Below are 18121 nucleotides of genomic sequence, written 5' to 3'. Positions count from 1 at the left end.
TTGACCATACAGGAAATACTTATGTGAAACAGATCATGGTGTATGTAACCGATACAACACCGAAGAAGATCACACAGATGGATCTGACCGGAGTTACCCGTTTCATCAACAGCAAATATTATCATAAGCCGTATGAAGAAGGAGGACTTGAAGATAATTCTATCTGGAAAGTCGATCCGGAATACCGTGCGGCACTGGAATCAGCATTAAATAATATGGATAATGATACCCCGGTTGAAACCTATGTATTATCAAAAGAAACCATCAAAGAGATAAAAAAATATGTGGAAGACCATGGAATCGGAAACAGCAGAGAACCGGATGCATTGAATAACTTCTACGAGCTGTTCCTTGCACCGAATAAACAATAGATAAAAAAACATCAATATTTTTCTTTACAATTTCTTTTGCAGAGCGTAAATTAAAGAGTGTTGGAATTATTTTCTGGCAGTAAAAATCTGGAGGTTTACAATGGCAAAAAAATTATTAAAACGAAGTGAAGTAAAAGAAGAATATACATGGAATTTAAAAGATATGTATGCATCCGATGAGGATTGGAAAAAAGATTTAACGGAGATTGATAAGATCCTGGATGAGATTGGGAAAATGGAAGGCAAGGTAGCTGCATCTGCAAAAAATCTGCTGTTTGTATTGGAAAATGCAGCAAAAGCAGGAGAAAAACTGGATTATGATTTTGAATATGCAGAGAGACTGTTTGATGAGGATCAGAAAAATACTGCGCATCAGGCAATGTCTCAGAAAATGTATTCCATGATGACAAAAGTGTCGAGCCGCACAGCATTTATTGTCCCGGAGATTCTTACAATGGATGAAAATGTATTAGAAGGATATTATAAAGAACTGCCGGAACTGGAACTTTACCGGAAGCAGATTGAAGAGATTGAGCGTACCAAAGCACATACGCTTTCTGCGGAGATGGAAAAGCTGGTGGCGATGACAGGGGATATGGCAGAGACATCCGGACAGGTATATTCTATTATCAACAATGCTGATTTTGTATTCCCGGAGATCAAAGATGAAGAGGGTGATACAGTAAGACTGTCCCACGGTAATTTTGTGCCGTTTGAAGAGTCTGCAGACCGCCGCGTGCGCAAAGACGCATTTGAAGGTTTTTACGGTGTATATAAACAGTATGCTAATACACTTGCTGCATTATATAATGGACAGGTAAAACAGCAGATTTTTTATGCAAATGCAAGACATTATGCTTCAACATTGGAAGCAGCAGTGGATGCAAACAATGTTTCTCCGTCTGTGTATTATAATCTGATCGATACGATCAATAAAAATATGGACAAAATGCACCGTTATGTACGTCTTCGTAAAAAATGTCTCGGTGTAGATGAACTTCATATGTATGATGTGTATACACCAATGATTGCAGATGCAGCAAAGAAGATTTCTTTTGAAGAGGCAAAAGAGACTGTTTTAAAGGCATTAGCACCACTCGGCGAAGAATATGTTGCAAAGGTAAAAGAAGGATTTGAAAGCCGCTGGATCGATGTTTATGAGAATGAGGGAAAGAGAAGCGGGGCTTATTCTGCAGGCGCATATGGCGGACATCCATATGTATTGTTAAATCACAATGATACGCTTGATAACATGTTTACACTTGCACATGAGATGGGACATGCAATGCACTCCTACTATTCAAACGAAGCGCAGCCATATATTTATTCCCAGTATAAGATTTTCGTTGCGGAAGTGGCATCTACATGTAACGAAGTACTTTTAATGGAATATCTTCTGAAAAATACGACAGATAAAAAAGAGCGCGCTTATCTGCTCAACCATTATCTTGACAGCTTCAAAGGAACTGTTTACCGTCAGACAATGTTTGCAGAGTATGAAATGTTAAGTAATAAGATGGCAGAAGAGGGAGAAAGCTTGACTGCTGAGACATTAAATAAACTGTATTATGACCTGAATTGCAAATATTTTGGACCGGATATGGTATCAGATCCTGAGATTGCCTATGAGTGGGCAAGAATCCCTCATTTTTATTATAATTTTTATGTATATCAGTATGCAACGGGATTTTCTTCCGCGGTTGCACTGGCACATGGAATCTTAAAAGAGGGAGCACCTGCAGTAGAGCGTTATAAGAAATTTTTGTCAGGCGGATGTTCTGCCTCTCCGGTAGAACTCCTTAAAATTGCAGGCGTTAATCTTGAAACACCAAAGCCGATCCAGGAAGCACTTGATGTGTTTGGAGAAGTGCTTGATGAGATTGAAGCATTGCTTGCTGAATAATGAATAACCGGTGGGAAATTGTGGAATACTATATCTATACAAGAACAAAAACAGGAGGATTTTGTTTTGAAGCAGATAGAAGTATTGATCGATGCACCGGAAAAAGCAAAGAAACTATGTCATATTCTAAGCAGTCATAAGGGAACATTTGATCTTGCAAAAGGCAGATATATTGTGGATGGAAAATCTATTATCGGCGTCTGCACAATGGATCTGTCAAAGCCACTGACTCTGACGATACATGAAGAAGATGATATGGTTATGGAAGAAATTCAGGAATTTGTTGTAAAAGGCAGATAACAAAAAAGACAGTAACAATCCAAAAGGTTGTTATTGTCTTTTTTGATTTGTCTGCCTATAGATAACTTCGTATTTCTTTGGCGAGATTTTCTTCCAGATGGATCAGTTCCTTGCAGAATCCTTGTGCCTGTTCGTCTGCAGCTGCGTACTGGTTGTAATAACGGCAGAGTGATTTGACACCCATGTTACATCCTTCGGTTAACAGATCGGCACACACAGCATCGCTTTCCTCGACAGCTAATTTGGCATTTGTTTTCAGCCAGGACATTCCTTTTACAAATACGTTCGGTTCTTTGGCGGAATCATCGAATTTTTCTAATTGTGTATGGATTTCATTACCAAGACGTTCATGTTTCTGCCTGGATGCTGTGACAACATTTTTGAAATCTGTATCTGAGATTTTATCACAGATCTCATCCATGGAATAAACTGCCATTTTTGTGCCGGCATCACATTCACGCAGTAACTTTATGGTATCTCCGTTTAACATATATAATACCTCTTTTTCATATTTTTTTGCAGTAACCGAATGTGGGTCATACATTCTATTGCTTAATATGCTGCAAAACAGTCTGGATTATGTATGGATTCAGAATGATTGATTGTTTTCTGTAAAAAAACTTTACATAATTTCAAACATGTGTCTTGTCATATGTAATGATAAGTGATATACTACGAAAAGTTTCAGTAAAAATCTGGGATTGATGGGCAAAATAAGATTTTTGAAAGAGAGTTAAGAGGGTATATGATTAGTTTAGAAGAATTAGAAGAGTGGAAAAAGAAAAGAGATGCTGTGATTTTAGCACATTATTATGTAAGACCGGAGGTACAGGCGCTTGCTGATTATATCGGAGATTCTTATTTTCTGAGTAAAAAGGCAACAGAACTTGATAATAAGACAATTGTACTCTGCGGAGTGACATTTATGGGCGAGAGCGCAAAACTATTAAATCCGGATAAAACGGTATTGATGCCGGATCTTGCTGCAGATTGTCCGATGGCACATATGGTGACAGAAGAAACTGTCGAAGCGGCGAGAAACCAGTATGAGGATCTGGCAGTTGTGTGTTATATCAATTCAACACAGGAGATTAAATCATGGTCTGATGTATGTGTGACCTCCGCAAATGCGGTAAAGATCGTAAAAAATCTGCCGAACAAACATATTTTATTCATTCCGGACCGGAATCTGGCTCATTTTGTTGCAGCAGCAGTACCGGAAAAAGAATTTATTTACAACGAGGGATTCTGCATTGTGCATGAATTTATGCAGGCAGAGGAATTGCTTGACTTAAAGGCAGAGCACCCGGATGCAAAAGTTCTGGTTCATCCGGAATGTAACCGTAAAATTATTGAGATTGCAGATTTTATCGGTTCCACAAGCGGAATTATCAATTTCGCCGGTGAGAGCAGTGACAAAGAATTTATCATTGGTACGGAGTGTGGAGTTCTTACAAAATTAAAAGAGCGCAGACCGGATGCAGAATTTTATTTCCCGGAGACGATACCGACCTGTGTGAATATGAAAAAAATCACGCCTGAAAAAGTGCTTCATGTTTTAAAAACGGGAGAGAATGAAATCCATGCGAAACCGGAAACGGAAAAAGCAGCAAAAAATGCACTGGCGAGAATGTTAGAACTTGCAGGAAAATAAAAGTAATGTGTGCTGTAAAATATAAATTATATCAGGTGGCAGCACAGAAATGAGGTCAGATATGAGAAATCTGTATTACGACGTGGCAATTGCAGGATGTGGTGTGGCAGGACTTTATGCAGCTTTAAATCTGCCAGAAGAAATGAGTGTTCTTATGCTTTCAAAAGAAGACTTAGAAAGCTGTGATTCCATGCTGGCACAGGGAGGAATCTGTGTATTACGGGATGAAGAGGATTACGATTCGTATTTTGAAGATACCATGCGGGCAGGGCATTATGAAAACCGGAAAGAGAGCGTTGATATCATGATACGTTCCAGCAGGGATGTGATCAATGATCTGCTGAATTTTGGTGTACGGTTTGCAAAGAATCCGGATGGCAGCCTTGCATATACCAGAGAGGGAGCACACTCAAGACCAAGAATTTGTTTTCACGAGGATATTACCGGAAAAGAAATTACGACGACACTTTTATCGCATGTAAAAAAATGTTCTAATGTAACCATTTTAGAATATACGACAATGACAGATATTTTGGTGGATGGTGGAAAATGTACCGGTATGGCTGCAGAAACAAAAGAAGGCGGGACACTACATATCCATGCCAAAAACACGATCATGGCGACGGGAGGAATTGGCGGACTTTATGAACATTCCACTAATTTTCCAATCCTGACCGGCGATGCATGCCGGATTGCCGAAAAACATGGTGTGGAACTTGAACACATGGACTATGTACAGATCCACCCGACCTGTCTTTACAGCAAAAAACCCGGAAGAAGTTTTCTGATCTCGGAATCAGCAAGGGGAGAGGGAGCGATTCTGCTCAATCACAAAGGAGAACGTTTTGTTAATGAACTTCTGCCGCGTGATGTTGTGACCAAAGCGATTCAGGAAGAGATGAAAAAAGAAGGTGTGGAACATGAATGGATTTCATTTGCACATGTTCCAAAAGAAATTATTTTAAAACATTTTCCACACATATATGAGCGCTGTTTAGAAGAAGGCTATGATCTGTTGAAAGAACCGGCACCGATCGTACCGGCACAGCATTATTTTATGGGTGGTGTTCATGTGGACCGTGATTCCATGACTACAATGCCGCATCTTTACGCAGCCGGGGAAACAAGCTGCAATGGTGTTCACGGAAAAAACCGTCTTGCAAGCAACAGTCTGTTAGAAAGCCTTGTATTTGCAAAACGTGCAGCAATAAAAATACAAAACGAAGAGAAAGGAAATAAAGATCATGAATTTGAATCCAATTACCATGCAGCTTGTTGCTGACAAATATATCCGTCTTGCCTTAGAGGAAGATATTCACAGTGAGGATGTATCCACTAACGCAGTAATGCCGGAATATAAAGCCGGAGAGGTGGAACTGATCTGCAAACAGGATGGCGTGATCGCAGGCCTTCCGGTATTTGAGCGTGTATTTACCATGTTAGATGCTTCTACAAAAGTGATATGGGCAAAAAAACAGGATGGTACTGAGGTAAAAGACGGTGATGCTGTTAAAAAGGGACAGCTTCTTGCAACGGTAAAGGGAGATGTGCGTGTGCTTTTATCTGGAGAACGTACAGCCCTTAATTATTTACAGCGTCTGAGTGGTATTGCAACATATACACGTGAGGTTGCGCAGTTATTAGAAGGCAGCAGTACAACACTGCTTGATACAAGAAAGACCACACCATGTATGCGTATTTTTGAAAAATATGCGGTCTGCGTGGGTGGTGGACAGAATCATCGCTACAATTTGTCTGACGGTGTGCTGTTAAAAGATAATCATATTGACGCGGCAGGTGGTGTAAAAGAGGCAGTTCTTGCGGCAAAAGCCTATGCTCCGTTTGTCCGTAAGATTGAGGTGGAAACAGAAAATCTTGATATGGTAAAAGAAGCTGTGAAAGCTGGTGCAGACATCATTATGCTTGATAATATGACACCGGAACAGATGGCGGAGGCAATCCGTCTGATCGCTGGAAGAGCAAAGACAGAGTGTTCCGGAAATATCACAAAAGAAAATATCAGGACGATCACAGAGCTTGGCGTTGATTATGTTTCCAGTGGTGCACTGACACATTCTGCACCGATCTTAGATGTCAGTCTGAAACATTTGAAAGTAACAGATTCCCTTCAGTAACGCTTGTAAAAATAAACAGATTCAGCTAAAATAAGTGGAGAGTCAAAAAGGAGAGGATCGTAAATGGAAAAAGAAATGACCGGAACAGACAGAAGAAAAGAAATCCTTACCATGATACGGGAAGCAGATACACCGGTGTCGGGTACAGCACTTGGAAAGAAAACAGGTGTCAGCAGACAGGTTGTGGTACAGGATATTGCACTTCTCCGCACACAAGGGTATCCGATTATTTCTACGGCAAGGGGATATTTGTTAGATGAGCCGAAACAGGCGTCTAAGATATTTAAAGTCTGTCATACCAATGAACAGGTGGAGGATGAACTTACCACAATCGTTGATCTTGGTGGCTGTGTGGTCAATGTCATGGTCAATCACCGGGTTTATGGAAAGTTAGATGCCTCGTTAAACATCAAGAGCAGGCGTGATGTGCAGAATTTTATGGATGATTTAAAAACAGGAAAATCAACACCACTTCTCAATGTGACGTCTGGATATCATTTTCATAAGATCAGCGCTGAGAGTGAAGAAGTGTTAAATGAGATAGAGGAAGCACTCAAAAAGAAAGGATATCTTGCGGAATTACTTCCGTATGAACAGTAAGAAAGTAATATTGCCAACCCAAAAAGATGTTGTCAGCCGACAACATCTTTTTTTGTGAAGTAAAATAATCCACCAATTCATAGACTAGTACAGCTTCACGTTCAGAAAGCGTGGAAATATCAATGGTATTATTTTGTTCTAAGCCTAGTAAAAAGTCTGTAGAAACATGAAAAAGTAAGGCGAGTTCGATCAGGTAAGTGGTAGATGGAACGGAAATACCCATTTCCCAGGCATTGACGCAGCTTCGCGTGATGTTTAACTTTTTTGCAAGCTCTGTCTGTGTCAGATGACTTGCTTCCCGTAAAAGCTTAATTTTGTCTGCAATCATACATACCTCCATATGTATGTGTATAGTTTCTATACAAAATGATGTTGCATTATGTAGTTCTTGTTTTTGTTGTTGGCGCTGCACTTTTCTTTGCATGGAAGCACAGAAAGCAATATGATGAAAAACATAAATAGTCGTTGCAGTCTGAAAATTAAAGTAAAATAAAAAATCCGCTATATTGACTTGAAACCAAATTCGCTTTATAATAAAATCACTTATGCATACGAGAAAGAGATGAAGCCGTGATGCATAAGTGATTTTTACGTGACAGGTTATTTTGCAGAAACGGAGAAAGATATGATAAAAAGTATGACCGGTTTCGGCCGGTGTGAATTTGCGGATGAAGACCGTAAATTTACAGTAGAGATAAAAGCGGTCAATCACCGTTATCTCGATGTTAATATCAAGATGCCCAAAAAGCTGAATTTCTTTGAAAGTGCGATCCGCACTCTTTTGAAAGAGTATATGGAACGGGGAAAAGTCGATATCTTTATCAGTTATGAAGATTTTACGCAGGATAATGTTTCATTAAAATACAATGAAGCACTTGCAGCCCAGTATCTGACATATTTAAATCAGATGGCTGAGAAGTTCGGACTTGATAATGATATCCGTGTGAGTACGCTTTCAAGATATCCGGAAGTGTTTGCCATGGAAGAACAGAGTATCGATGAAAAATCGCTTTGGATGGGACTTGAAAGGGCGATACGTGGTGCAGCAGAGCAGCTCGTGGAGAGCCGGATCAAAGAAGGCGAACATTTAAAGAAAGATTTGTGCGAGAAACTTGATGGCATGCTTTCTTATGTTGACTTTATCGAGGAACGTTCTCCTATGATCATTAAAGAATATCGGGAACGTTTAGAAGCTAAAGTGGCTGAGTTGTTAGGTGACCGTCAGATTGATGATGCAAGAATTGCAACAGAAGTAACAATTTTTGCGGATAAGATCTGTGTGGATGAAGAGACAGTCCGGCTGCGCAGTCATATTAAGAGTACCAAAGATACTTTAGAGACAGGCGGAAGTGTGGGCAGAAAGCTTGATTTTATCGCACAGGAGATGAACCGCGAAGCCAATACGATCCTTTCTAAGACGAATGATCTTGAAATTTCTGATATCGGTATCAGCTTAAAGACGGATATCGAAAAAGTCAGGGAACAGATTCAGAATATAGAATAGGGCGGTGGTGTATGGCAAAGTTAATGAATATCGGATTCGGCAATATGGTCAATACCGATAAGATTGTCTGCATCGTATCCTTAGATTCTGCACCGGCAAAGCGTATGGTACAGAAAGGCAAGGAACAGGAAAATCTGATCGATGCGACACAGGGACGCAGAACGAAAAGTGTCATTTTTACAGAAAATAATAAGATCATTTTATCAGCATTGCAGCCGGAGACACTTGCAGGCCGGTTTAACGGCAATGTGACAGAGGTATATGATGATGCGAAAGAATAGAGGAATCCTTACGGTGGTATCCGGATTTTCCGGTTCTGGAAAAGGAACCATCATGAAAGAACTGATGAAAAAATATGCTGACAGCTATGCACTTTCTATCTCAGCCACAACAAGAAATCCAAGACCGGGCGAAACAGATGGTGTGGAATATTTTTTCCGCACCAGAGAACAGTTTGAACAGATGATAGAAGAAGATGCATTGATCGAATATGCCCAGTTCGTTGGCAATTATTACGGAACACCGAAAGCATATGTGGAAGAACAGTTAGAAGCCGGGAAAGATGTCATCTTAGAGATCGAGATCCAGGGAGCACTGAAAGTCAGAGAAAAGTTTCCGGATACGTTACTTTTGTTTGTGACTCCGCCAAGCGCCGGAGAGTTAAAAAATCGTCTGGTAGGCAGAGGAACAGAGACCATGGATGTAATTGAGTCAAGACTGGCGAGAGCTGTTGAAGAGGCAGAGGGCATTGAGTCCTATGATTATCTTGTGGTCAATGATATATTAGAAGAATGCGTGGAGGAAGTTCATCAGATCATAAAAAATGAACATTACCGCGTGAATCGAAATACGACAGCGATACAGGAAATGCGGAATGAACTAAAAGCATTTTCAAAATAGTTTGTCCATGACACAGATTACTATCTGTAGCATAAATATAAGAATTTAAGTGCGGGTAACCGCCATATGCGCAATGCGCAAAGAAAGGGGAATTATTATGATACATCCATCTTATGTAGAATTAATGAAAGTTGTAAATGACGGTGTGGAGATCGGCGAGGAGCCGGTTGTAAACAGCCGTTATTCTATTGTGATCGCAGCGGCAAAAAGAGCACGCCAGATTATTGCAGGTGATGAGCCGATGGCAGAGAAGAAAGTATGCCCGAAACCATTATCTATCGCAGTAGAAGAACTTTATGAAGGAAAAGTAAAGATTTTACCGGAGTCATCGGATGAAGAATAATTTAAAACTTTTATTTGTATCACTCGGATGTGACAAAAATTTAGTCGACACAGAGTTTATGCTTGGCATGTTAAGGGATGATGGGATCGAAATGACGGATGATGAGCGGGAGGCGGACATAATTATTGTCAATACCTGCTGTTTTATCAATGATGCAAAAGAGGAAAGCATCAATACCATCCTTGAGATGTCAGAACTGAAAAAAGAAGCCAGGTTAAAAGCCCTGATTGTGACAGGATGTCTTGCACAGCGCTATAAAGAGGAGATTATCAAGGAAATCCCGGAGGTGGATGCAATCCTTGGTACGAATTCCTACGAAGACATTGTAAACGCAGTTCATCAGTCCTTAGAGGGCAAACACTATGAAAATTTTAAAACATTAGAGGGACTTCCGACACTGCATACAAAACGGTCTGTGACAACAGGTGGACATTTTGCGTATTTAAAGATCGCAGAGGGATGTAATAAACGATGTACTTATTGTATCATTCCGTACATCCGTGGTAATTACCGCAGTGTTCCGATGGAAGATCTGATCGCACAGGCAAAAGAGCTGGTTGCTGCCGGAGCAAAAGAACTTATCTTAGTAGCACAGGAGACCACACTTTATGGAGTAGACCTCTATGGTGAAAAGTCACTGCATCGCCTGTTAGATGAATTAAACAAAATTGATGGTCTGTTCTGGATCCGTATCATGTATTGTTATCCGGAAGAAATATACGAAGACCTTATTGATGCAATGATCCGCAATGAGAAAGTGTGCCATTATCTGGATATTCCGATCCAGCATGCAAACGATACCATATTAAAACGTATGGGACGAAGAACAAACAATGCTGATCTGGTACGGATAATTACGCATTTACGTGAACGTATTCCGGATATTACACTGCGTACTACACTGATCTGTGGCTTTCCAGGCGAAACGCAGGAAATGCATGAAGAATTGATGCAGTTTATCAATGATATGGAGTTTGACCGTCTCGGAGCTTTTACGTATTCGCCGGAAGAAGGAACACCTGCTGCTGAGTTTGCAGATCAGGTTGACGAAGAACTGAAAAAAGACTGGCAGGCGGATGTCATGGAGCTGCAGGAAGAGATCATTTTTGATAAAAATGAGACTATGAAAGGCAGGGAGTTATACGTTTTCATTGAAGGAAAAGTGAGCGATGAAAATGCATACGTCGGAAGAACTTACCGTGATGCGCCTGATGTGGATGGCTACATTTTTATCAACACAGATGAAGAACTCATGACTGGAGATATTGCAAAGGTACGTGTGACCGGTGCTTATGAGTATGATCTGATTGGAGAATTGATCTGATCGTATTTAAAATTTATTGTGCAGAATGGAGAGTGTAAATTATGAATTTACCAAATAAACTGACAGTAATGCGTATGATATTGATTCCGTTTTTTGTTTTTTTTATGCTTGCTCCGTATTTTGAAGGTTATGGAAATTATATTGCAGTAGCAATTTTCATTATTGCAAGCCTTACTGATATGTTAGATGGTAAGATTGCGAGAAAATATAACCTGGTTACTGATTTTGGAAAATTTATGGATCCGCTGGCAGACAAACTGCTTGTCTGCTCAGCAATGATCTGTCTGATTGAAAAAGGACAGCTTGCAGCATGGATCGTTATCATTATCATCGCGAGAGAATTTATTATCAGCGGATTTCGTCTGGTTGCGGCCGACAATGGAATTGTAATTGCTGCCAGCTATTGGGGAAAATTTAAAACGGTTTTCCAGATGCTGATGGTGATCGTATTGATCTTAGATATCCCAAATCAGTTTTTTGCAGTGCTTGGCACGGTTCTTACATACATTGCACTTATACTTACAGTTGTATCTTTGATCGACTATATTGCCAAGAACAAAAATGTTTTAAAAGAGCAGAAATAGGAGAATAGCAGTTGGCTGAACATGTATATGATTCCAGTGATTCCTGTACCGGGAAAAATGTGGCACAGGAGCCGCTGGAATATTCCATTTATAGTTTGTTAAAAAAATATCAAATCACGATTACCACGGCTGAATCCGCTACCGGTGGGATGATCGCATCGACGTTGATCAATGTTCCGGGAATTTCAGAATTCTTTACCGAAGGCTATGTGACATATTCGAACGAAGCAAAAGTAAAAATGATACATGTTGCACCTGAAACCATTGACACTTATGGCGTGGTGAGCAGTGAGACAGCAGCAGATATGGCTTCTTCGGCAGCAAAAACAGCAGGAACCATGGCTGCCGTGTCCGTGACAGGCGTTGCGGGACCGGACGGTGGAACAAAAGAGTGCCCGGTCGGACTGGTTTTTATCGGTTGTTATCTGAATGGAAAAACAGTGACGGAACGTCATTTGTTTTCCGGTAACCGCATGGATGTAAGAAAAAGTGCTGCAGAGAGTGCACTTTTACTGCTAAAGAAATGTATAGAAAAAGAGTATAATGGAGATTAGTGTGAAAAATCAAAGATTTTTTACACGCAAGATTTGTGCTTGCGCACAAACTTGAGATGCCCTGAATACGGGCAAGAATGGAGTGTAATATGAGAATTATTGCAGGAACAGCGAGAAGCCTTCCTTTAAAGACAGTAGAGGGACTTGACACCAGACCTACCACTGACCGTATCAAAGAAACTTTGTTTAATATCATACAGGACGAGGTTCCGGGATGTTATTTTTTAGATCTGTTTGCCGGAAGCGGACAGATGGGACTTGAGGCAGTCAGCAGGGGGGCACAGTATGCGGTTTTTGTTGAAAATAATAAAAAGGCGGCTGCATGTGTAGAGGATAATATTCAATTTACAAAGTTCACAAAAGAGACGAAATTATATAATTCGGATGTTTTATCTGCTTTAAGAGCGATGGAAGGAAAATACCGGTTTGATATCATCTTTATGGATCCTCCATATAAACAGGAACTGGAATATGAGGTGTTAACTTACCTGAAAGACTCCTCACTTTTAAAAGAAAATGGGATGATCATTGTTGAGGCTTCTCTCGATACGTCATTTGACTATCTGTCAGACATGGGATATACATTAAAACGCTTAAAGACATATAAGACAAATGAACATGCATTTATCATCAGAAACAACTAGAGAAAATTATGTGATCCATCTGTATGGGAGGAACCTATGAAAAAAGCAATTTATCCGGGAAGTTTTGATCCGCTGACATTAGGTCATTTAGATATTATAGAACGATCTGCTAAAATTGTGGACGAACTTGTTGTCGGGGTACTTAATAACAGCGCAAAAAATTCGTTGTTTTCTTTAGATGAACGTGTTAGTATGATTAAAGAGATGACGGATTCTATGCCAAATGTTACAGTGACATGTTTTGATGGTCTGTTAGTTGATTATATGAGGGAAATTGACGCAACGATCATTGTAAGAGGACTCAGGGCTGTAACCGATTTTGAATATGAGCTGCAGATAGCACAGACAAATCATGTGGAAAATCCGGAAGTAGAGACGATTTTTCTGACAACCAGTCTCCAGTATTCTTATCTGAGTTCTACGATCGTGAAAGAATTTGCATCTTATGGAGGAGATTTATCCAAGTTTGTGCCGACACGTTTTATAGACCGGATTTATGAAAAGTATCAGATTAAAAAATAAGGAGTGGTTACTATGGCCAGCAGAATTGAACAGATAATAGATGAGATCGAAGATTATATTGACGGCTGTAAGACACAGGCCTTTGCACCGTCTAAGATCATTGTAAACCGTGAGACTATGGAAGAATTATTAAATGAACTCCGTAGTAAGACTCCGGATGAGATCAAGCGATATCAGAAGATTATCAGCAATAAAGAGGCAATCTTAGCAGATGCACAGGCAAAAGCGGATGCAATCATCGCCCAGGCGCAGGTGAAAACCGATGAACTTGTCAGCGAGCATGAAATTATGCAGCAGGCATATGCACAGGCAAATGAAGTTGTCATGATCGCAACGAAGCAGGCACAGGAGATCTTAGACAATGCGACCAATGATGCCAATAACATCCGTATGGGCGCTATGCAGTATACAGACGATATTTTAAAGAATTTAGAGAGCACGATCTCGCATGCAATGGATTCTTCAAAGGCAAGAAGCGAGGCATATATGAGTGCTCTGCAGGGATTTCTTGATGTTGTCACCACAAATCGTGCCGAGTTGAATCCTACGGCAGACCTGCAGGAAGAACAGCAGCCGGATACACAAGAGATACAGCAGCCCATGCCAGAACAGCAGTAATTACGGTCATGATAAGTTTAAACATTCCATATGTTTTGATGGAGAGACTGGTTCCTTTTATCATTGAACCAGTTTGTGCCAGACCGGAGAGCCCGCCGAAAGCGGTAAATGCCATGGCAAGTGTGTAGCGGTGTGCAGGTGAGAGAGATGACTGACTCACGGCTTTGATACCGTTTGTGATTTCTGTAAATCCGCAGAGCATCAGATTTATGCTTTCCGGAAATGGAATCAGCTGAAGCATGGAAGAAATCATGGAAAACAGCATAATATAACCTCCAAGTCTGGTTAATGTTTCGAAACCGTTCATGATGCCGGCGTCTATGATTTTAAAATTTATTTGAGATCCAGATGCTGGCTTTTTGTATGTGCTGATGTTTTTACTGTTTTGCCTGGCAAGTGTTTTTCTTCTCCTTTGTACGATGGCGAACAGAATTCTCCCGGTGATAATGGGAGGAAGAAATAACACCAGATAGCTGAGAAAGATCAGAGAAGGCATCTGGAGCTCCTGACAGAGGATATAACCGCTGATAAATACAGGACTGATATTGTTTGTAACCATAAACAGTATGTTTGCTTCTATGTATTCCAGTTGCCCGCATTTTAACATTTCAGCACAGTTTTTACTTCCCATTGGAAAACCAAACAGAAAACCTGAAAGTAATACAAACGAACCGTTTCTGCTGGTTGGTAAGATCAGGCGGAGAAAAGGATAAAAGAGTTTTACGAGATATTCCGTAAAACCGGAGTAGATCAGTATATTGGATAAAATAGCAAATGGCAGTAGAGAGGGAAGCACACGCTCATACCACAGAATGAGTCCATTTGCAGCTGCAGTTACTGCGCTTTTGGGGAAAAATAAAATATAAATAACAAAAATAAGGATATACAAGAATAATAATTTTTTTTTCATATTAGAATATATGAGAAACAGGAGGCGTCTATGAAGAACAAATTAAATTTACCAGAGTTAGAATCAAAAAAAGTATTTGCATATTTTGAAAAATTAGCAGAGATTCCGCATGGCTCAAGAAACACAAAACAGATCAGTGATTATCTGGTTTCTTTTGCAAAAGAGCATGAATTGGAATATTACCAGGATGAGGCAAACAATATTGTGATCATAAAGGAGGCATCTGCCGGTTATGAAAATGCAGATCCGATCATCATGCAGGGACATATGGATATGGTCTGCGAAAAAGAAAAGGGCGTGGAGATTGATTTTGAAAAAGATGGTCTTGATCTTTATGTGGATGGCGATTTCTTAAAAGCAAGAGGAACGACATTAGGCGGTGATGATGGTATTGCAGTTGCCTATATACTGGCAATCATGGATTCACCGGAAATCGCACATCCGAGGCTGGAAGCTGTGATCACGGTAGATGAAGAGATCGGTATGCTTGGGGCAGAAGTTATAGACCTTTCCATGTTAAAAGGCCACAAGATGTTAAATATTGACTCTGATGTGGAAGGTCATTTCCTGACAAGCTGTGCCGGAGGCATGACCGTGGACACGGTGATCCCAGTAACATGGCAGACACAGCAGGGGTATAGTGTGGGGCTGACTGTAACCGGTTTAGAGGGCGGTCACTCTGGCAGTGAGATTGATAAAGAACATGCAAATGCAAACATTCTGATGGGACGCGTATTGAAATATTTTTTTGATCGTATGGAAATGGCAATTGTTTCACTTGCAGGCGGATTAAAAGATAATGCAATCCCACGTGAGAGTGAAGCAGAAATTGTTATCCCGGAGGAAAAAAAGACAGAATTTCTGGATTATGTTTCGGAATTAGAGAATATCTTTAAAAAAGAATATGCTGTTTCAGATCCGGCTGTCTGCATTGAAGTAAAAGAAAATGGAGCAGGCGAATATGATGTATTATCTTATTCTTCCATGACAAAAGTGATATTCTATCTGCGCAATGTACCAAATGGTGTACAGCATATGAGCATGGTAATGCCTGGACTGGTTGAAACATCTTTAAATACGGGAATCATGAAACTGACCAAAGATGCTCTGGAGCTGACGGCTTCTGTACGAAGCAGCGTTTCTACCAGAAAAGAAGAATTAAAAGACAAATTAGAATACTTAGCTGAGTTTTTGGGTGGTGAGATTTCTGTAAGCGGAGATTATCCGGCATGGGAATATCGTGCCGAGTCAGATATCCGTGAGGGAATCAGTGCGGTATATGAAGAATTGTTCCATGAAGAGCCGGTATTTGAAGCAATTCATGCGGGACTTGAGTGTGGTATTTTATCTGGCAAGATCGCAGATTTAGACTGTGTTTCTTTTGGACCGGATAATTTTGATATTCATACACCAAAAGAACGTCTCAGCATTTCTTCTACGGAAAAGGTATGGAAACTGATCGTGGAATTTTTAAAGAGATGTAAATAGTAAAAATTAATATCACAAATAAAATGAGGGAGTCCAGGCTGATCTTATGAAAAAAGTCAGATTATGGCAGTGCCTGTTTTTACTTGGAATGGCAGTGCTTCAGGTACTTTTGACAGAAGAAATATCAGAGAGTGCACACAGGAGAAACTGTTTTTCTTATGAAAAGGCATTTGACAATCTGCGGAACCATAACCTAACAAAAGATCAGAGCGATACCTTTTTTGATGCCGCGGAATCAGATATTGACAAATTCAGTGAATTACTGACGATGTATTTTGCATCAGACTGTCAGATAACAGATCCTCGGATATTGAAAGAGCAGCTTTCTGATGCAAAAAAATATCGTGGTGATGAATTTTCAGAAATAAAGGAATATGTCAAATGTGCCTGGAGTGATCTTTTGTGTTTCCCGGTTGGAAAAATTGTGGGAAAACCAGATGATACGGTCGGTTTTGAAAACAGCTGGATGCAGAGCCGGACTTTTGGCGGTGACCGTGGTCATGAAGGATGCGATATTATGGCATCTGAAAATGTGCGCGGAATATATCCGGTCTACAGCATGACGGACGGTGTCGTGGAAAATATAGGCTGGCTGCGTCTTGGCGGCTACCGGATCGGAATCCGCAGTCCGTCCGGAGCATATTTTTATTATGCTCATCTGGCAGAGTATGCAAAAGATTTTCAGATCGGTGAACAGATATCGGCTGGGACATTCCTTGGATTTATGGGAGATACCGGCTACAGCGACGTGGAGGGAACAACTGGGAATTTTGTGGTTCACCTTCATATGGGGATTTATATGAATGATAAAAATGGAACGGAGTTTTCTGTCAATTCATATCCAATGCTATCTTATTTATGGGAAAGACAGGGCGGCGTACTCAGGTAAGTTATAAATTTTTCAGGCAATATGATTGTGAACATAACACAAATACAGAAAATAAGAGCTGATCTATACAGATGCATCTGAAAGAATGGAGAAAACATGCGGCTGGATAAATTGCTGACCGAACTTGGAACAGGGAGCAGAAGTGAAGTAAAAAAATATATCCGTTCCGGTCTTGTCACCGTAAATGGGGAAGTGATAAAGAAACCGGAACAAAAGGTGGATGAAAAAAATGATACGGTATGTTATCGCGGAAACCCACTCACGTATACAGAGTATGAATATTATCTATTCCATAAACCGGCTGGCTGTGTGAGTGCAACAGAAGATAATCTGCACCGGACAGTTATGGACTATCTGACTGACACTGCCAGGCATGATCTTTTTCCGGTAGGAAGACTTGATATTGATACCGAAGGATTGCTGCTTATCACAAATGATGGAGCATTAGCGCATGATCTGCTTAGTCCAACGAAGCATGTTTCGAAGGTTTACTATGCAGAAATTGACGGACTGGTCACAGAAGAAGATGTTAACCTTTTTAAAAATGGAGTTGACATAGGTGAGGAGAAGCCTACAAAACCGGCACTTCTGGAGATTCTGCATCAGGGTGACAATTCAAAGATCAGGTTAACAATTACAGAAGGGAAGTTTCATCAGGTCAAACGGATGTTTGAGGCGGTCGGGAAGAAGGTTACTTATCTGAAACGTGTGGAAATGGGTACACTTGTTCTGCCGGATGATCTTGCGCCCGGTGAATATCGTCCATTGACAGAACCGGAATTACAGCGGCTGCGTAATGTAAGATAAGAAAAAAAGACAAAACAGGCAGAGGTATATCGGATATTTAAATTGCCTGTAACGTAACATACAGAAATGAG

General features: G+C 40.4%; 23 protein-coding genes and 1 pseudogene. 20 read left to right on the top strand and 4 right to left on the bottom strand.

The window, feature by feature from the left end:
- The 3 genes from DXA60_RS15150 to DXA60_RS15140 all read left to right on the top strand — a co-directional run.
- The coding region (locus tag DXA60_RS15150) for a hypothetical protein (protein WP_330418440.1) at nt 1-371 on the top strand (371 nt) is incomplete at its 5' end.
- 100 nt (nt 372-471) lie between these two features.
- Nucleotides 472-2274: an oligoendopeptidase F gene (pepF, locus tag DXA60_RS15145; RefSeq protein ID WP_117922188.1), complete on the top strand. Its 1803-nt coding sequence runs from the start codon at nt 472-474 to the stop codon at nt 2272-2274.
- Between the two features lie 66 nt (nt 2275-2340).
- On the top strand, nt 2341-2574 hold the full coding sequence (locus DXA60_RS15140; RefSeq protein ID WP_241070678.1) for an HPr family phosphocarrier protein: 234 nt from the start codon (nt 2341-2343) through the stop codon (nt 2572-2574).
- 55 nt (nt 2575-2629) lie between these two features.
- Here the strand turns inward: DXA60_RS15140 and DXA60_RS15135 are convergent, their stop codons facing one another.
- Entirely contained in the window at nt 2630-3064 is a 435-nt protein-coding gene (locus DXA60_RS15135) for a hypothetical protein (protein ID WP_241070677.1), read from the bottom strand.
- A 255-nt stretch (nt 3065-3319) separates the two neighbouring features.
- Here DXA60_RS15135 and nadA point away from each other — a divergent pair, with 255 nt between their 5' ends.
- The 4 genes from nadA (at nt 3320) to DXA60_RS15115 (ending at nt 6963) form a co-directional block, all read left to right on the top strand.
- A complete protein-coding gene (gene nadA, locus DXA60_RS15130) occupies nt 3320-4228 on the top strand; it encodes a quinolinate synthase NadA (protein WP_117922186.1) in 909 nt (302 codons plus the stop codon).
- A gap of 61 nt (nt 4229-4289) precedes the next feature.
- Nucleotides 4290-5510: an L-aspartate oxidase gene (locus tag DXA60_RS15125; protein WP_117922185.1), complete on the top strand. Its 1221-nt coding sequence runs from the start codon at nt 4290-4292 to the stop codon at nt 5508-5510.
- Nucleotides 5479-6363 carry a carboxylating nicotinate-nucleotide diphosphorylase gene (gene nadC / locus DXA60_RS15120; protein ID WP_199536238.1) on the top strand — a complete coding sequence of 295 codons (885 nt, stop codon included), beginning with the start codon at nt 5479-5481 and terminating at the stop codon, nt 6361-6363. Before DXA60_RS15125 ends, nadC begins: the two co-directional genes overlap by 32 nt.
- A 63-nt stretch (nt 6364-6426) precedes the next feature.
- Nucleotides 6427-6963 carry a transcription repressor NadR gene (locus tag DXA60_RS15115; protein WP_117922184.1) on the top strand — a complete coding sequence of 179 codons (537 nt, stop codon included), beginning with the start codon at nt 6427-6429 and terminating at the stop codon, nt 6961-6963.
- On the opposite strand, the gene DXA60_RS15110 is transcribed toward DXA60_RS15115, so the two are convergent.
- Nucleotides 6917-7291 carry a helix-turn-helix transcriptional regulator gene (locus DXA60_RS15110; RefSeq protein ID WP_330418438.1) on the bottom strand — a complete coding sequence of 125 codons (375 nt, stop codon included), beginning with the start codon at nt 7289-7291 and terminating at the stop codon, nt 6917-6919. The two genes, DXA60_RS15115 and DXA60_RS15110, sit on opposite strands and share 47 nt — an antisense overlap.
- Nucleotides 7292-7588: 297 nt before the next feature.
- On the opposite strand from DXA60_RS15110, the gene DXA60_RS15105 reads away from it, so the two are divergent.
- The 10 genes from DXA60_RS15105 (at nt 7589) to DXA60_RS15060 (ending at nt 13956) form a co-directional block, all read left to right on the top strand.
- A complete protein-coding gene (locus tag DXA60_RS15105) occupies nt 7589-8467 on the top strand; it encodes a YicC/YloC family endoribonuclease (protein ID WP_117922191.1) in 879 nt (292 codons plus the stop codon).
- A gap of 11 nt (nt 8468-8478) precedes the next feature.
- A complete protein-coding gene (locus tag DXA60_RS15100; RefSeq protein WP_117922183.1) occupies nt 8479-8748 on the top strand; it encodes a DUF370 domain-containing protein in 270 nt (89 codons plus the stop codon).
- On the top strand, nt 8729-9367 hold the full coding sequence (gmk, locus tag DXA60_RS15095) for a guanylate kinase (RefSeq protein ID WP_117922182.1): 639 nt from the start codon (nt 8729-8731) through the stop codon (nt 9365-9367). The genes DXA60_RS15100 and gmk overlap by 20 nt, the downstream gene beginning before the upstream one ends.
- 97 nt (nt 9368-9464) lie before the next feature.
- The gene (rpoZ, locus tag DXA60_RS15090; protein WP_186898755.1) at nt 9465-9710 is read left to right on the top strand and encodes a DNA-directed RNA polymerase subunit omega; all 246 of its coding nucleotides are present in this window, start codon (nt 9465-9467) and stop codon (nt 9708-9710) included.
- Nucleotides 9700-11034, top strand: a complete 1335-nt coding sequence (rimO, locus tag DXA60_RS15085) for a 30S ribosomal protein S12 methylthiotransferase RimO (protein WP_117922180.1) — start codon at nt 9700-9702, stop codon at nt 11032-11034. The genes rpoZ and rimO overlap by 11 nt, the downstream gene beginning before the upstream one ends.
- Before the next feature lie 41 nt (nt 11035-11075).
- Nucleotides 11076-11618 (top strand): CDP-diacylglycerol--glycerol-3-phosphate 3-phosphatidyltransferase, encoded by a 543-nt coding sequence (pgsA, locus tag DXA60_RS15080; protein ID WP_117922179.1) that lies wholly within the window; start codon nt 11076-11078, stop codon nt 11616-11618.
- An 11-nt stretch (nt 11619-11629) separates the two neighbouring features.
- On the top strand, nt 11630-12172 hold the full coding sequence (locus DXA60_RS15075; protein WP_117922178.1) for a CinA family protein: 543 nt from the start codon (nt 11630-11632) through the stop codon (nt 12170-12172).
- A gap of 89 nt (nt 12173-12261) precedes the next feature.
- On the top strand, nt 12262-12816 hold the full coding sequence (gene rsmD, locus DXA60_RS15070) for a 16S rRNA (guanine(966)-N(2))-methyltransferase RsmD (RefSeq protein WP_186898757.1): 555 nt from the start codon (nt 12262-12264) through the stop codon (nt 12814-12816).
- Between the two features lie 36 nt (nt 12817-12852).
- Entirely contained in the window at nt 12853-13338 is a 486-nt protein-coding gene (coaD, locus tag DXA60_RS15065; protein ID WP_117922176.1) for a pantetheine-phosphate adenylyltransferase, read from the top strand.
- Between the two features lie 12 nt (nt 13339-13350).
- Complete coding sequence (locus DXA60_RS15060; RefSeq protein ID WP_117922175.1) at nt 13351-13956, top strand: ATPase; 606 nt, start codon at nt 13351-13353, stop codon at nt 13954-13956.
- Here DXA60_RS15060 and DXA60_RS19315 read toward each other — a convergent pair.
- Entirely contained in the window at nt 13883-14221 is a 339-nt protein-coding gene (locus DXA60_RS19315) for a hypothetical protein (protein ID WP_243006912.1), read from the bottom strand. The two genes, DXA60_RS15060 and DXA60_RS19315, sit on opposite strands and share 74 nt — an antisense overlap.
- A gap of 279 nt (nt 14222-14500) precedes the next feature.
- A pseudogene (locus DXA60_RS19805) lies at nt 14501-14866 on the bottom strand (nucleoside recognition domain-containing protein); the annotation flags it as partial.
- A 30-nt stretch (nt 14867-14896) separates the two neighbouring features.
- On the opposite strand from DXA60_RS19805, the gene DXA60_RS15050 reads away from it, so the two are divergent.
- The 3 genes from DXA60_RS15050 (at nt 14897) to DXA60_RS15040 (ending at nt 18050) form a co-directional block, all read left to right on the top strand.
- Nucleotides 14897-16354, top strand: a complete 1458-nt coding sequence (locus DXA60_RS15050) for an aminoacyl-histidine dipeptidase (protein WP_117922173.1) — start codon at nt 14897-14899, stop codon at nt 16352-16354.
- 46 nt (nt 16355-16400) lie between these two features.
- Nucleotides 16401-17243, top strand: a complete 843-nt coding sequence (locus tag DXA60_RS15045; protein ID WP_117922172.1) for a M23 family metallopeptidase — start codon at nt 16401-16403, stop codon at nt 17241-17243.
- 96 nt (nt 17244-17339) lie between these two features.
- The gene (locus DXA60_RS15040) at nt 17340-18050 is read left to right on the top strand and encodes a pseudouridine synthase (RefSeq protein ID WP_117922171.1); all 711 of its coding nucleotides are present in this window, start codon (nt 17340-17342) and stop codon (nt 18048-18050) included.
- Nucleotides 18051-18121: the final 71 nt, after the last annotated feature.

The organism is Roseburia sp. OF03-24 (genome assembly GCF_003463035.1).
Lineage (GTDB): Bacteria > Bacillota > Clostridia > Lachnospirales > Lachnospiraceae > Roseburia > Roseburia rectibacter.
The sequence above is the reverse complement of the archived record's forward strand: the minus strand, read 5'-3'. Positions and strand labels throughout refer to the sequence as shown.